Origin of the sequence: Enterococcus sp. DIV1639a, from assembly GCF_050530445.1 — a bacterium.
In the GTDB taxonomy this organism is placed as follows: domain Bacteria; phylum Bacillota; class Bacilli; order Lactobacillales; family Enterococcaceae; genus Enterococcus_B; species Enterococcus_B hirae.
Genome location: NZ_CP172886.1, coordinates 236,950 through 252,341 on the forward strand (window position 1 = coordinate 236,950; position 15,392 = coordinate 252,341).

The window sequence follows — 15,392 nt, forward strand, 5'->3', positions numbered from 1 at the left end:
AAAGGACAAAATACAATGAGCATCTTATTTTTGAGTGGGATTTCTGCAGAAGAAAATAAAGGTATTTTTAAAAAGAACTGTTCCCAAGCAAAGTATATGAGCAATCATAAAAAGCAATGTTGGTTACTTTATTTTAAAAAACAAGAAATAAGAGTACGTGAGTTTTATGACAAGCAGATGATTCACGACAGTCTATTAACAAAGAGTGATGCAACGAATCACCGTCAAAAAATAAAAGATATCCAAATAGCAACAAAAAAATTATTGTTGTCGAGAGAATGGACTCATTTCTATTTTCGGGATCAATATTATACAAAAATAATGAGTGAACTGTTAAGTATCTCTCAGCAAAAAACAATTCAAACGATTATGGAAATTCCTACTTATCCTTATTATAAAGAACAATTGAATGTAGCACCCAATAAGTTAAAGGGTGGATTGAGTCTAGTATGGAATTACTTAGGTGATCGATTGTATGAAAAAAAATGCAATAAGATTGCAGTAATTGAGGCGAAGACAAGTAATAAAAAAAAGGCGAAGATGGTTTCTTTTTACAATGGTGTAGATCCGGATAATTTGCCAGTCAATTTATATCAGAAAAATGAAGAACAGCCTACACATCGGGTAGTTGCTGTTGGAAATTTTTATCCTTATCATGGGCTGGATCGTTTAATTGAAGGACTTGAATATTATTATCGGACAAAAGATGAGATAGCACCAGAGGTCTTCTTTGACATTGTTGGTGGGGGACCAGCAATTGAAGAGTTAAAACAACTGGTAGCATCTTACCGATTACAAGGATACGTTATATTTCATGGGTATAAAGATCGTCAAGAATTAGAACAGCTTTATGGTGAAGCTTCAATGGCTATCGGTACATTAAAGTTACATCTACGAGGTGCCAATATTGAGACAGCTATCAAAGTATCCGAAGCACTTTATCAAGGAATTCCAGTGATTACATCAGGCGAAACACCATTTTTTAGTGCAGTAAAACAAAATATTTATCAAGTAAAGGATGATGATTCACCGATCTCAATCAACGAAATGCTTCAATTTTTGGAAAAAAAACGTATCCCTGTTGGGGATCAGGTGTTACTCGACCTCTTCTCATGGGAAAAAATAATAGAAAAAATAGTAAATTTGGGGAGTGAGAATTGATGAAAATATTAGTAACTGGAGCAAACGGTTATTTAGGAACTGGAATTGTAGACCAACTGATCAATGATGGAAATGAAGTTATTGCGACAGATGTCAGAACGAATCGAATAAATAAAGAAGCCACTATCTATCAAGAAAATCTTTTTGATATTTCTGATCCGTATCATTATTTTGGTGAACCGAACGTATTAGTCCATCTTGCATGGCAAGATGGGTTTATCCATAATGCAGAAAGTCATATTAGAAACTTATCCGATCATGCACTATTTTTAAAAAAATTTTTCTTATCAGGAATCGATAAAATCGTAGTGATGGGATCGATGCATGAAGTTGGATTTTATGAAGGCTGCATTAACGAATTCACTAGTACACACCCAATGAGTTACTATGGCATTGCAAAAGATTCATTGAGAAATTTCAGTTCGTTTATGGCTAAAGAAACCAATAAAAAATTTCAATGGTTGCGTGCTTATTACATTGTATCGAATCAACCGGGTGGTAGTTCGGTTTTTTCAAAAATCATTGAGAAAGCCAAGGAAGAAGAGGTAAACTTTCCTTTTACAATGGGGGAAAACCAATACGATTTTTTAGACTATGATGATTTTTGTTTTCAAGTAGCAGCAGCTGTTGAACAAGACGAAATCTCAGGAATTATTAATATTTGCTCAGGTTATCCTGTTAAATTAAAAGAACGTGTCGAACAATTCATTGCAGATAATCACTTGAATATTCATTTGGATTATGGTGCCTATCCCGATAGAAAATATGATTCTAAGGCTGTATGGGGGGATAATAAAAAAATACAAAAAATTTTAAAACAAGCAAAAAATAAAAAAATAAGTAAGGTGTAAGAAATGAGACTATCTGTTTTCGGTATGGGCTATGTAGGGCTAGCAAATGCATTGTTGCTTGCCCAAAATAATGATGTGGTTGCTTATGATATCGATCAGAAAAAAATCGAGAAACTAATAAAAGGTTGTTCCCCAATCGAAGATAAAGAGATCCAAGAATTTTTGAATAATAGAGAATTGGGAATAACTTTTACACAAGACTTCAAAAGTGCAGCATCATGGGGAGAATTTATTTTGATTGCTACTCCAACCGATTATGATGAAGAAAAAAACCTATTCGATACTTCCTCCATAGAAGAAGTAATCGAAAAGGTAAAGGCAGTACGTACGGATGCTGTATTTATCATTAAGTCAACGATTCCTTTAGGTTATATTAAGTATTTAAAAAAGAAATATCAATCAGAGGATTTTATTTTTTCACCAGAATTTTTGCGGGAAGGAAAAGCATTGTATGATAATCTCTATCCTTCTCGTATCGTTGTAGGCGAAAACACGAAAAGAGGACAAAAAATTGCTTCGATGTTTAAAAAAAATACTAGAATAAAAGATGTTCCTGTTATTTTAACTGATTCAACAGAAGCAGAAGCGATCAAACTGTTTTCTAATACCTATTTAGCATTAAGGATTGCTTATTTCAATGAACTTGATACTTATGCTGAAATGAATGGATTAGATACAGCTCAAATTATCTCGGGGGTTTCAATGGACCCAAGAATAGGGGACTATTATAATAATCCCTCTTTTGGTTATGGCGGATATTGTTTACCGAAGGATACGAAACAATTACTAGCGAATTACCAGCACGTGCCAAATGATCTGATCCAAGCCATCGTTCAGTCAAATGATACAAGAAAAACATTTATTGCAGATCGTATCATGGAAAAAAATCCAGATGTAGTAGGGATTTATCGTTTAACAATGAAGGCGGGCTCTGATAATTTCAGATATTCATCTATTTTAAGTATCATGCGTCTTTTGAAAGATCAAGGCATTAACGTAGTCATTTATGAACCGACAGTGAAGAAGGAGCATTTTTCGACATTTAAAGTAATAAAGGACATTGATGAGTTCAAGAAGCATTCAGATGTGATATTAGCCAATCGATTTGATCCGTTACTCAAAGATGTAGAAATGAAAGTCTATACGCGAGATATATTTGGAAGGGACTAATAGAATTGAAACATGTGCTTAAAAATTTTGGGTATCAGTCATTATTTCAACTGACAAAGATTATCATGCCAATCATTACAGTCCCAATTGTTTCAAAAGCATTAGGTCCTGGAGGATTAGGGATTTTTAATTACACCAATTCGATTACTCAATATTTTGTGTTAGTCGCTAGTTTAGGGATCTCGATGTATGGGAATCGAGAAATCGCATTAGTTTATAATCGTAAAGAAAATATTTCAAAAACGTTTTGGGAAATCTGTTTATTAAAAGCAGTTTTAACATGTATTACACTTTTAGTTTTTTTGTTATTTACTACTTTTTTAGGTAATAAGATCTATTTCTATATACAAAGTCTCACTATTATAGCTGTTATGTTTGACATTTCGTGGTTTTTTATGGGAATCGAGGATTTCAGAAAAACGAGCATGATCAATCTGGGAATTCAATTTGTTACTTTCATTTTAATTATCTTTTTGATTAAAGATTCTTCTGATACGATTTTATATATTTTACTACAGTCAGTAGGAACCTTATTATCTCAACTATTGACATGGCTATTTATTCATAAACATATAAATTTTAAAAAGGTAGCATTCTTAGATAGCTTTAGACATATCCGATCATCTTTTGAATTTTTTATCCCACAGGTTGCTATTTTACTTTATACGAATCTAAACAAGACTTTATTGGGTGTTTTTATTGGTAGTACAGCTGTTGGTTATTACACTAATTCATTAACAATCAATACGGTATTTATCACGGTTATTACAACGCTTGATATGGTGCTATTACCGCACATGAGTGGGTTATATGCCAAAGGAAACATTAATAAGATGGTGGACATCATTGATAAGACGATTCATTTACAATTATATTTTAGTGTTCCAGCGATGTTCGGGATGCTTACGGTTTACGATAAATTAGTTCCCTGGTTTTTTGGGAAAGAATTCTTATTCATCAATAAAGTTATTCCACTTTTTTCTATTTTGATCGTTGTGATGCCCTTAGGTATGTCCATTTCTAGACAATATTTGATACCGATTGGCAAAGTAAAAATCTACAATAAATCTGTATTAATTGGTGCGGTTATCAATATTTTATCTAATTTAATCTTGTTACCGTGGATCGGTTTTTTTGGAGTGGTTTTTTCAAATCTTTTAGCAGAAATTTTTGTAACAGTGGTACGTACAAAATCATTCTTGAATCAAACAAATTTTAGCTTTAAGAAAAAAAACTTACTGGTTATTTTTTGTTCATCCATTATTATGTGGTTCGTTACAAGAATAATTACAAATGGCATGTCACCTACCTTTTTGACTAATCTAATCCAAGTTTCTATAGCCGTCCCTATCTATTTTTTATTAACGTCTTTGTTTGGCTATAACCCTATTTTGAGTGGTTTAGGGAAATGGAAAAAAGAAAATTGAACACGAGTAGTTTCCTTGCTCAAAATTTTTAATAATTTCAATAAAGAGTAGATTCGTATTTTTTTTAAGAAAAAATGACGTTGAATAATCCTTTAGAGTAAAGAAGTAAATAGACGCAGTTTGGTTTTAGGTAAAATTTACTATTCTTGTAAACAACCCAATCATTCCTATACACTAACCTTTTATGTGATACCCAATTACCTAGATGCCAACTACTATATTTACAATCAACTTTGGAGGGCGAAATTTATGAGCAAAATTTATGAGGTAGCTACTATTAATACAGGTGGTCGTAGTGGTAAAATTTATTCACAAGAGAAAAAATTTTTGTATGATGTCGCAGCACCTGGAACCCAAAACACGGATGCAACAAATCCCGAAGAGCTCTTTGCAGCAGCTTATAGTGCCTGTTTTAACGGTGCCTTAGAATTAGTTTTATCTAGAAAGAACATCAATCAACCTAGTTCAGTAAAAGCAAACGTTGCCTTGCTGAATCATGGAGAGGCAGATTTTACAATAGAAGTTCTTTTGACAGTCTTTATCAAAGATATGCCGAAAGATGAAGCAATACGTTTTGTTGAAGAAGCAGATCAAGTTTGCCCTTACTCAAAAGCTTTGCGTGGAAATGTAACAGTAAATTTAGAAATCAGTGACACTGACTTCTAAAATCGTTCCTTTCCATCAAAAGTAATGATGAAACATATTAGAAAAGCCATGGGGGAGCTTTTCTAATATGTTTTTTTTTTATTTGTTCATGACTAGATGGTAAAAAAATAAAAAAAATAAGATGAAAGATTTAAGTAGAATAAAGACATAGGGATATATTATTTGCTTTATCTCTTATATTCTCTCAATGAGGCTGGAGGATTCAATTCATCCAGCCTCAAACTCCTAAAAAAAGAACGATTAATCGTTCATTTCAAGAATCTAACAATTGATTGTGAAGGAGCTGAAAAAGATGAAGTTGTTTGTATGGTGTTTAACGGTATTAACTAGTTTTAGTTTGGGGATGTTGGTGATGTTTGTTTTTAATTATCCTTATGAAAATTATGGGAATGAAACGAAAGAAATCAAGGTTGCCAATGTTTCTAGTTCGTCCACATCTGCGGATGAAATTGAGGAGCCGGAAAAATTCAATGTATCATTAAAAGAAGCACTTGAAACTTATCAGACTTGTTATCCTCATCAAGCGATTACTTCTGTGAAAGTTAGTCAGACTGTTGGTCCTTACTATTACAAAATTACTGGTAGAGATGCAACTAAAGAATGCAGCGTAAGAATTTCAACTAAAACAGCGAACATCAAAAAAAAAAGTATATCGCATACGAAACAAACACGAACAAGCCACTACCGAGCAATCCGCAGATCTGTTCAATATCAAAAACTTAAAAAGTTTATCGGAAGTTACTGAAGTAGCTGAAGAAACGACTGGGACAGGAAAAGCAGTAATGTGGTATCTCGAAAGACAATCAGGAAAATCGTATTGGACAATTACTATTAAAGAAAAAATAAAAAAAGTGACAGTCAAAGTTGATGCGTATACTGGCGAAGTTCTAAAAGCTGAGCAGAAGTGAGCGAAATGAAAAAAGCGACTGCGGCTGAAGCATGTGAAACGACCCTCAAAAGTTAGATTTTTGGTCTAACTTTTGAGGGTCGTTTCATTGGACATTGATTTTTATACGTTTTTTGGCAATTGTTCATAAAAAGCTGCTTTAGTTGCTGTAATATAAGGATTTAACCATAAATAACCAATTCCAGCAGTTAGCATGGCTAAGATATGCCAGCCAATAAAGGATAGATCAAGCCAGAACAATTTACCTTTGTAGCCATCCATTAATTTACGACTAGCAGTGATCGTATTGAGAACACTCGGTTTTTCCCCTGTTTCAGTGATAACATCATAGTAAATGAAGTAACTTTGGGAATAAGAATAACTTTTGATGATACCAGGAATAACGAATAATAACGCCCATAAAGTAGTGAAGATCGAAATCAAAATAGCTAGTAAAATCACACCACCAAGAAATAATCCTGTAAAACCACGAAAGGCATCTTTAAATGGTTCGATGGTCGATTTGGTTCCACGCAGGATATCTAGATAGGTCCATGAGATCCCACTCATAAATAGTGCGCTGATAATACCAGACACAATACCACCACCGCTAGAAGCAGCACCTCCGTTGGTATTGTTTGCCATATCTTGGACAGCTGCAGGATCATTATAAGAATGAGCAAATAATAAAGCGGTCGGAATAGCTATGATCATAATGAGTGCAATTGTGATTAACGTTGGGACTAAATTCAATAATACAGCTTGTCCCCAGCGTCCTTTTAAACTGTCTTTTGCTTGTTGTTTCAGTTCTTTTGAAGATAGCATGAGTTTCACTCCTTTTTATTTATGCCATAAGTATAACAAAGAAGAAACAATTTGGCTTTCTTTATCTTTTATCTGTTATTATAATTTCTTTAAAAAATGAAGGTTAAATAAACACCTGTTACCCAATGAACCCTTGCAAAAAAGAGTTAGAACGATTATGATGATGGGAGTTGTCAATGCGATTATTATAGAGAAAGTAGGGAATTGAATGACACAACCTGCCATTCGTTATCGTTTAATCAAAAAAGAAAAACATACCGGTGCCCGTCTTGGTGAATTGATCACTCCTCATGGGACATTTCCCACACCAATGTTTATGCCTGTGGGAACACTAGCAACTGTCAAAACCATGTCACCTGAAGAATTAAAAGCAATGGGTGCGGGAGTCATTTTAAGTAATACGTACCATTTATGGTTAAGACCTGGAGAAGACTTGGTAGAAGAAGCAGGCGGCTTACACAAGTTCATGAATTGGGATCAACCGATTTTGACAGATTCAGGTGGTTTTCAAGTGTTCTCGCTAAGCGATATGCGTAACATCGAAGAAGAGGGTGTCCATTTTAAAAATCATTTAAATGGTTCTCGGATGTTTTTATCACCAGAAAAAGCAATTAATATCCAAAATAAATTAGGATCAGACATCATGATGAGCTTCGATGAATGTCCTCCTTTTGATGAAAGCTATGATTATGTCAAAAAATCAGTGGAAAGAACCTCACGTTGGGCTGAGCGAGGCTTAAAAGCCCATCTGAATCCTGATCGTCAAGGATTATTTGGTATCATTCAAGGAGCTGGGTTTGAAGATTTACGTCGCCAAAGTGCAAAAGATTTGATCTCAATGGATTTCCCTGGCTATTCAATCGGTGGTTTGTCTGTTGGCGAACCTAAATCAGAAATGAACCGTGTGTTAGAGTTTACAACACCATTGATCCCTGAGGATAAACCACGTTATTTAATGGGTGTTGGTGCAGCAGATTCATTGATTGACGGCGTGATTAGAGGAGTCGATATGTTTGACTGTGTCTTGCCTACACGTATCGCAAGAAATGGTACTTGTATGACTTCACAAGGACGCTTAGTCGTGAAAAATGCACAATACGCACATGACTTCCGCCCAATCGATGAGAAATGTGACTGCTACACATGTAAAAATTATACACGTGCGTATATTCGTCATTTGATCAAATGTGATGAAACATTTGGGATACGGTTAACGTCTTACCATAACTTGTACTTCTTATTAAATTTGATGAAACAAGTGCGTCAAGCGATCATGGATGACAATTTATTAGAATTTCGAGCAGCCTTTTTTGAGGAATATGGGTTTAATAAAGAGAATGCCAAAAGTTTCTAATCTTTTTCACTAAATTTATGTAAAAAACTAGTGTCTCACGCCTTTTTCTGCTAAAGTTGAGTGTGTAGATACATGTTAGTGAGGTGAAAAAAATGGGATCATTACCAATGTTAGTCATGTTCGTTGCTCTTTTAGCAATGTGGTATTTTATGTCACGTTCACAAAAGAAACAACAACAAGAACGACAAAATTTACTAGACAGTATGAAATCAGGCGATGAAGTAGTTACAATCGGCGGATTACATGGTGTTGTTTCAGAGATCGACAATGAAAAACGCACAGTCGTTATAGATTGTGAAGGGATTTTTCTAGAATACGATCGAGCAGCCATCAAAACGGTTAAACCTGGAACTGTCGTAACCAATGATTCGACAGTAAATACGGTAGAAAAAACAGAACCAAAAGTTGCTGAAACAGTAGAAGTGAAAGAAGAAGCTACTGAAACTGTTGAAACACCTGAAGATAGTAAAGAAAACAAATAGGTAAAGCTTAGTAGTTGAGTCTGAGACGGTGTCTCGGGCTCTTTTTTTATCCTAAAACTCTGACTTTGTTAAGTTTTGAATAAACTGTTTTTTTGATAAAATACTTTGGATAATTAGGATAATAAATAAAAATACTGATAAATAAAGGATTTAATCGAAATTTAAAAAACTGTGAAAAAAATCACAATAAAGGTTTACATCTGAAAAGGTTTGTTGTATGATGAGAATGTGAATTAATTAACAAACAACCATGACCCATTAGGAGGAAGACAATGGCTAAAGTAATGGAGAAAGAACAACCAAAAACTATTGATGTTCAAGGAATGATTGATGAATTAGCAACGAAAGCAAATGTCGCATTAAAAGAGATGGAAAACTTTGATCAAGAAAAAGTAGATCATATTGTGCATGAAATGGCAATGGCAGCATTAGATCAACATATGCCGTTAGCTAAAATGGCAGTTGAAGAAACTGGTCGTGGGATCTATGAAGATAAAGCGATCAAAAATATGTATGCTTCTGAATATATTTGGAATAACATCAAGCACGATAAAACAGTTGGTGTCATCAATGAAGATGTTCAAAAAGGCTTGATTGAAATTGCTGAACCAGTTGGTGTGGTTTGTGGGGTAACTCCAACAACTAACCCAACATCAACGACAATTTTTAAATCAATGATCGCGTTGAAAACAAGAAACCCAATCGTTTTTGCATTCCATCCAAGTGCTCAAAAATCTTCTGCTGAAGCAGCACGTGTCGTTCGTGACGCAGCGATCGCAGCTGGCGCACCTGAAAATTGTATTCAATGGATTGAACATCCATCGATTGAAGCGACTTCAATGTTGATGAATCATCCAGGGATCGCAATTGTTTTAGCTACTGGTGGGGCAGGAATGGTAAAATCTGCTTATTCAACAGGAAAGCCAGCTTTAGGTGTTGGACCAGGTAATGTACCAGCATATATTGAAAAAACAGCAAAAATCAAACGAGCAGTGAATGACTTGATCGTTTCTAAAACGTTCGATAACGGAATGATTTGTGCTTCTGAGCAAGCAGTAATCGTTGACAAAGAAGTCTATGCTGCAGTTAAAGCAGAATTCCAAGCACATCAAGTCTATTTTGTGAAACCAGCTGAACTTTCAAAATTAGAAGATGCAGTGATGAATGAAGGTAAATACGCAGTAAATCCAGCAATCGTTGGACATTCTGCAATGGACATTGCAAAACTAGCTGGCATCAAAGTTCCAGAAGGGACAAAAATGTTAGTAGCTGAATTAGAAGGTGTCGGAGCGGATTACCCTCTTTCACGTGAAAAACTTTCTCCAGTACTTGCAATGGTTAAAGCAAACAATACAGAACATGCCTTTGAATTATGCGAAGGAATGTTGAACTTAGGCGGGTTAGGCCATACTGCAGTGATTCACTCAGAGGATGAAGAGCTACATGTGAAGTTTGGTCTACGGATGAAAGCTTGCCGTATCTTAGTAAATACTCCTTCAGCAGAAGGTGGAATCGGAAATATCTACAACGAAATGATCCCTTCACTAACTTTAGGTTGTGGTTCATATGGTAAAAATTCTGTTTCTAGAAATGTAAGTGCCATCAACTTGATCAATGTCAAAACTGTAGCGAAACGGAGAAATAATATGCAATGGTTCAAATTACCACCAAAAATCTTCTTTGAAAAGAACTCTTTGCTTTATTTAGAAAAAATGGAAAACGTAGAGCGTGTCATGATCGTTTGTGATCCTGGTATGGTGCAGTTTGGTTACTGTGATACGGTTCGTGAAGTACTATCAAGACGTAAGAATGATGTGAAAATCGAAGTCTTCTCAGAAGTTGAGCCAAATCCTTCAACAAACACAGTCTATGCAGGAACGAAATTGATGGCTGATTTCAAACCAGACACAGTGATTGCATTAGGTGGCGGTTCTGCAATGGATGCTGCTAAAGGAATGTGGATGTTCTATGAACACCCAGATACTTCATTCTTTGGAGCAAAACAAAAATTCTTAGATATCCGTAAACGGACATATAAGATCGATAAACCAGAAAAAACACAATTTGTGTGTATTCCGACAACTTCAGGAACGGGTTCTGAAGTAACACCTTTTGCCGTTATCACAGATAGTGATACACATGTGAAATATCCATTGGCAGATTATGCATTAACACCAGATGTAGCAATCGTCGACCCACAATTTGTCATGTCAGTACCAGCTTCTGTCACGGCAGATACAGGGATGGACGTATTAACTCATGCGATTGAGTCTTATGTTTCTGTTATGGCTTCTGATTATACAAGAGGATTGAGCTTACAAGCAATCAAATTAGTCTTCGATTACCTAGAAAAATCAGTGAAAACTCCTGATATGGAATCACGAGAAAAAATGCACAACGCTTCTACAATGGCAGGGATGGCATTTGCGAACGCCTTCTTAGGAATTTGTCACTCAGTTGCGCATAAAATTGGTGGAGAATATGGTATCCCACATGGTCGTACAAATGCCATTTTATTACCACATATCATCCGCTATAATGCAAAAGATCCACAAAAACATGCAATGTTCCCTAAATATGATTACTTCCGTGCAGATACAGACTATGCAGATATTGCTAAGTTCTTAGGGTTAAAAGGACAAACAACAGCGGAATTAGTTGAAGCTTTAGCAACAGCAGTTTATGAATTAGGACAATCAGTTGGAATCAATATGAGCTTGAAGGCGCAAGGTGTAACACAAGAAACCTTAGATTCAACGGTTGACCGTATGGCAGAACTTGCTTATGAAGATCAATGTACAACAGCAAATCCAAAAGAGCCATTGATCAGTGAGCTAAAACAAATCATTATTGATGCTTATAATGGTTAATTCAATACAAGTATAGTTAATCAAGCCCCTTTTCCAGATAAAGATGATCTGGAAAGAGGGGCTTTTTTTGTCGGAAAGGGGAACAATCTCGTTAGAACTAGCGTAGAAATTTCTTTTGTTAGAAAAAAACGATTAATTCGCTTTTTTAGAAAAAGTAGTTTTATCAAGACCGATGAACCATGTTACTTTAGATAAGTAAAAATGAAAAAAGAAAGGAAGTTGTTAGGATGACAAAACCATTATTTGAGAAAACAAAAAATCAAGAAAATATGGGAAAAGAACAATTGATGTCAACCGTTGATTCATTAGAAGTCAAATTGCGGGAAAACTTAGAACCACTTGAAAACGTACACAAATGCACTGAGCTATACATAGAGTTGAAAAATGAACTAAAGAGAGAAATTGAAGAACGGGCTAAGAAAAGAGAGGATTGGTATAAGAAAAAGCATTCTCAAATTAAAAAAAAGGAAGATTGTGAGCAGGAACTTCAAAACGCAGTGAAAGCAAAAAAAAATGCATTATATAAAAGCACCAAGCGAGTACATGGTGAAACGATCAAGAGCAAAAAAAAAGAGCTTAACGAAATAGCAAAAGAAATCAAAAATTGCAAGTCTGAGATAAAAAAACTGACGAAGGAAATGCAGTATTTAACTGGTAGGAGAGGTGAAAAATGGATCGATCATTCTTTATTAAAGTACGTGGTGAACACTAAAGTTGTCGCAGATGAAAAAAATACACCGGAGGATGACAAACTAAAAGAGGAAGCAGCAACCGAAAAAAATATAGCAGCAAAAGAAAAAGTAACAACAAAAGAACTAAAACTGGTTACTAAAGAATTGACTGGAAAACAACGAAAGCAACAATTAAAAAATAATCTCCACAATCTTAAGGAGCTAGATCAAACGTTAAAAAAATTAGGGAATGTAAAGAATCCTTGTTTTAATCAAAATAAAATAGACTATTATGTCATAATACGTTTATATCTTAAAAGATCTATGCAGCTAGAAAAAATTATACGATTCAGGATTAACCCTGGCGGAAAAACGCTCAATCTATTTAGTGGTGGTAAAGTGGATAAAAAACGAAAAAAAATAGAACGAGATCTTCAGATGAGTTGGAGAGATATTTATAGTTATCTACTAACCAATCCAGATAACTTTAAGCGTGAAACAGCAGTTCAGGAAAAACAGCAGGGGAAAAAATAATTGACTGATCTAATAAGCAAAGAACTAGGGAAAGTATGTGAAACGAGTAGTCCTGAGATAGGGAAGGGGATGGGTATAATAAAACCTAGCGCTCCGCCAATGATGCCAGGAATGGAATTATAGCCGTTTGTCAAAGATACATAGGTTTTATTTTTGTTTATCAGATGAAAAAGAATTGGTATCCTATTATTTATCGCATGAAAACTTGAACAAAAGTATGAAGTGATTGGTGAAGGATAAAATAGAGTCAACGCCATAAGAAAATCTCATTCTAAGAAAACTTTGTATTTTTGTAGACAAAAAAGGTCGTCATTCATCTTTTCGATGATTGGACAACCTTTTTGAGTTGAATCGATTTGTTTATTTCTTTCGTGTGCCATATTTGGTCAGAGGGATTCCTCGGGCTTCGCACCAATCTTTAGTAGTTCCAGATAAGATCAAGGGTTGGTGATGAAGTTCTTGGATAGTTTTAGCTCCTACCATGGTCAATAGCCGTTGAAGTTCTGCTTGCCATTGTTGGACTAGTTGGATCGTTTCTGCCACGCCGTGTGTCATGAGATGCGTTAAGATCGTTCCAGAAACGCCTACTGCATTGGCACCAAGACAAAGTGCTTTGAAGAGGTCGAAGGCATTGCGAATACCACCAGAAGCAAGAATCTCTACTTGATGTTGGGCTTCGTTTGCCTCTAGCAGAGAAGTAACCGTTGATTGTCCCCAATCGACTAAATAATCTAACTCTCTTTTTTTTCGACGAGCATTTTCGATTTGAGTGAAGCTGGTTCCGCTTCGGCCACTGATATCGATTGTCTGAACCCCCAACTCGGCTAGTTCATCGATCGTTTCTCTAGTCATACCAAAACCGACTTCTTTCACGATCAAAGGAACCGAAATGCCTTCGCTGATTTCTTTGATCAATTCTTTCCAATTGGAAAAATCACGATCCCCTTCAGGCATCACCAATTCTTGTGGTGCATTGAGATGGAGTTGTAAAGCATCGGCTTGAAATAGTTCAATCGCCTCTTTTGCTCGTGCTAAAGAGGTGCCGGCTCCTACGTTGGCAAGGATCTTTCCTTCTGGATAAACGTCACGCATGATCGTGTAAGAATCGCTTAAAGCAGAATCTTTTAAAGCTGCACTGACTGAACCCGTGGCAATCATTAAATTTGTTTCTTTTGCGATCATCGCTAGATCATGGTTGATTTTTTTAGTTTTTTCACTTCCACCAGTCATAGCATTGATATATAAAGGATAGTCTAAAGTTAAGCCAGCAACAGTCGTATGTAGATCAATCTCTGACATGGAAACTTCAGGTAAGGGGTTATGAACGATTCGAACCGTATCAAATTCATTTTTTTGTTTACTATGAAAAGCTTTAGCTAATGAGACATGTTCATCTTTTCGATTCATCCTTTTTCCTTTCGTTGGTTACTATAGACGTGTAATGGCAAGGGTGTAATTTCTGCTAATTCCCAAGCGCTCATCAAAGGCAAGATACCGGATTTTTGATCCACGATTACGATACCACAATCGCCACCACCTGCTCCAGATGATTTTGCTGCACCCTCGTATTCTTCTGCTAAGCTACATAATTTATTTAAAGCAGGGGTTTCGATCAATACGCCCGTAATTGACGATAGCTCATGGAGTAGTTGTCGGTTTTTCCTGATCATGGCTTGGATCAAATCAATGTTATTTTCTTTGAATCCTTTAATCATTTCATGAACGCATAAGGTACTATCTTGTAAAAATTTTTGATAGGCTACCATTTTTTCCTTACGTGAGCGATGGACTTGATCGACTAAATCAGAAGTTGATGCAGGACTACCAGTCCAACCAATCAGTAAACGCAGATCTTTCGGTGTCGGAAGAGACTCAATGGATAAACCAGGCCAATCCATTTCGATGAGTTCAACGATCGTATGTTGTTTTTCTTGTTCTTGGAGCCACTGGTGATCAAAGGTTGAAAAAGCAATCCAACCACCATAACAACTAGCTGCAATATCTCCACAAGAGCCATTATCTTGAACCGTTAAATTTGCTAGTGCAGCAATTTTGAAAATTTCAATCTGTGTAAGATTTAACGCATAAAACATATTCAATGCCTTGACTGTTGCGACAGTTACGGCGCCACTTGAGCCTAGACCGTATTTGCGTCCGTTAGAACTATCCAATTCACTTGTCACTTTTAGGTCATAAAAAGAAAGTAAAATATTTTTTTCTCGTGCGTATTTTTCAGTCAAACGAATGGCAGCAAGGATATAATGAAATGGATTTTCACGAATATCCAAGACAAGTTCACCATCACGCCGAGTCCAACGAATCGGCATGCCACTATATTGCTCAGATTGGATGCTGCCGACTTTTCGTGCGGTTTCAACGGTTACAGTAACAAACTGATCAATGGCTACGATGATAGCCGGATGTCCGGTTTCAACAACTGCGTATTCTCCAGCAATATAAAGTTTTCCTGGTGCAGATACTTCAATCATAAAAAT

15 protein-coding genes are annotated in these 15,392 nt (G+C 35.7%); 12 read left to right on the forward strand and 3 right to left on the reverse strand.

What is annotated here, in order from left to right; all coding sequences use genetic code 11:
- Positions 1-15 precede the first annotated feature (15 nt).
- From IGJ32_RS01135 to IGJ32_RS01165, 7 genes are all read left to right on the forward strand, one after another.
- Complete coding sequence (locus IGJ32_RS01135) at positions 16-1,161, forward strand: glycosyltransferase family 4 protein (protein ID WP_034699377.1); 1,146 nt, start codon at positions 16-18, stop codon at positions 1,159-1,161.
- Entirely contained in the window at positions 1,161-2,012 is an 852-nt protein-coding gene (locus IGJ32_RS01140; RefSeq protein WP_010736877.1) for an NAD-dependent epimerase/dehydratase family protein, read from the forward strand. Before IGJ32_RS01135 ends, IGJ32_RS01140 begins: the two co-directional genes overlap by 1 nt.
- Positions 2,013-2,015: 3 nt before the next feature.
- Positions 2,016-3,182, forward strand: coding sequence for a nucleotide sugar dehydrogenase (locus tag IGJ32_RS01145; protein ID WP_010720301.1), 1,167 nt, complete (start codon positions 2,016-2,018; stop codon positions 3,180-3,182).
- A gap of 5 nt (positions 3,183-3,187) precedes the next feature.
- A complete protein-coding gene (locus IGJ32_RS01150) occupies positions 3,188-4,609 on the forward strand; it encodes a flippase (RefSeq protein ID WP_373169083.1) in 1,422 nt (473 codons plus the stop codon).
- Between the two features lie 249 nt (positions 4,610-4,858).
- Positions 4,859-5,275, forward strand: a complete 417-nt coding sequence (locus IGJ32_RS01155) for an Ohr family peroxiredoxin (RefSeq protein ID WP_010736880.1) — start codon at positions 4,859-4,861, stop codon at positions 5,273-5,275.
- Positions 5,276-5,567: 292 nt separating this feature from the next.
- Positions 5,568-6,020, forward strand: a complete 453-nt coding sequence (locus tag IGJ32_RS01160; protein WP_342082066.1) for a hypothetical protein — start codon at positions 5,568-5,570, stop codon at positions 6,018-6,020.
- A 37-nt stretch (positions 6,021-6,057) separates the two neighbouring features.
- Entirely contained in the window at positions 6,058-6,183 is a 126-nt protein-coding gene (locus tag IGJ32_RS01165; protein WP_081248800.1) for a PepSY domain-containing protein, read from the forward strand.
- A 101-nt stretch (positions 6,184-6,284) separates the two neighbouring features.
- On the opposite strand, the gene IGJ32_RS01170 is transcribed toward IGJ32_RS01165, so the two are convergent.
- A complete protein-coding gene (locus IGJ32_RS01170; RefSeq protein ID WP_126344801.1) occupies positions 6,285-6,986 on the reverse strand; it encodes a DUF975 family protein in 702 nt (233 codons plus the stop codon).
- 208 nt (positions 6,987-7,194) lie between these two features.
- Between IGJ32_RS01170 and tgt the strand changes: the two genes are divergently transcribed.
- From tgt to IGJ32_RS01195, 5 genes are all read left to right on the forward strand, one after another.
- Positions 7,195-8,340 (forward strand): tRNA guanosine(34) transglycosylase Tgt, encoded by a 1,146-nt coding sequence (gene tgt, locus IGJ32_RS01175; protein WP_010720296.1) that lies wholly within the window; start codon positions 7,195-7,197, stop codon positions 8,338-8,340.
- Between the two features lie 92 nt (positions 8,341-8,432).
- Positions 8,433-8,822 (forward strand): preprotein translocase subunit YajC, encoded by a 390-nt coding sequence (yajC, locus tag IGJ32_RS01180; RefSeq protein ID WP_010720295.1) that lies wholly within the window; start codon positions 8,433-8,435, stop codon positions 8,820-8,822.
- A 272-nt stretch (positions 8,823-9,094) separates the two neighbouring features.
- Positions 9,095-11,692, forward strand: coding sequence for a bifunctional acetaldehyde-CoA/alcohol dehydrogenase (gene adhE / locus IGJ32_RS01185; RefSeq protein WP_010736883.1), 2,598 nt, complete (start codon positions 9,095-9,097; stop codon positions 11,690-11,692).
- Between the two features lie 227 nt (positions 11,693-11,919).
- Positions 11,920-12,897: a hypothetical protein gene (locus tag IGJ32_RS01190; protein WP_342082067.1), complete on the forward strand. Its 978-nt coding sequence runs from the start codon at positions 11,920-11,922 to the stop codon at positions 12,895-12,897.
- Positions 12,898-13,020 carry a hypothetical protein gene (locus IGJ32_RS01195; RefSeq protein WP_275586657.1) on the forward strand — a complete coding sequence of 41 codons (123 nt, stop codon included), beginning with the start codon at positions 12,898-12,900 and terminating at the stop codon, positions 13,018-13,020. It begins immediately after the preceding gene.
- A gap of 237 nt (positions 13,021-13,257) precedes the next feature.
- Here IGJ32_RS01195 and fni read toward each other — a convergent pair whose 3' ends face one another.
- Together fni and IGJ32_RS01205 are read right to left on the reverse strand one after the other, a co-directional pair.
- Positions 13,258-14,304, reverse strand: a complete 1,047-nt coding sequence (gene fni / locus IGJ32_RS01200; RefSeq protein ID WP_126344797.1) for a type 2 isopentenyl-diphosphate Delta-isomerase — start codon at positions 14,302-14,304, stop codon at positions 13,258-13,260.
- Positions 14,301-15,386 (reverse strand): phosphomevalonate kinase, encoded by a 1,086-nt coding sequence (locus IGJ32_RS01205; RefSeq protein WP_010720289.1) that lies wholly within the window; start codon positions 15,384-15,386, stop codon positions 14,301-14,303. Before IGJ32_RS01205 ends, fni begins: the two co-directional genes overlap by 4 nt.
- Positions 15,387-15,392: the final 6 nt, after the last annotated feature.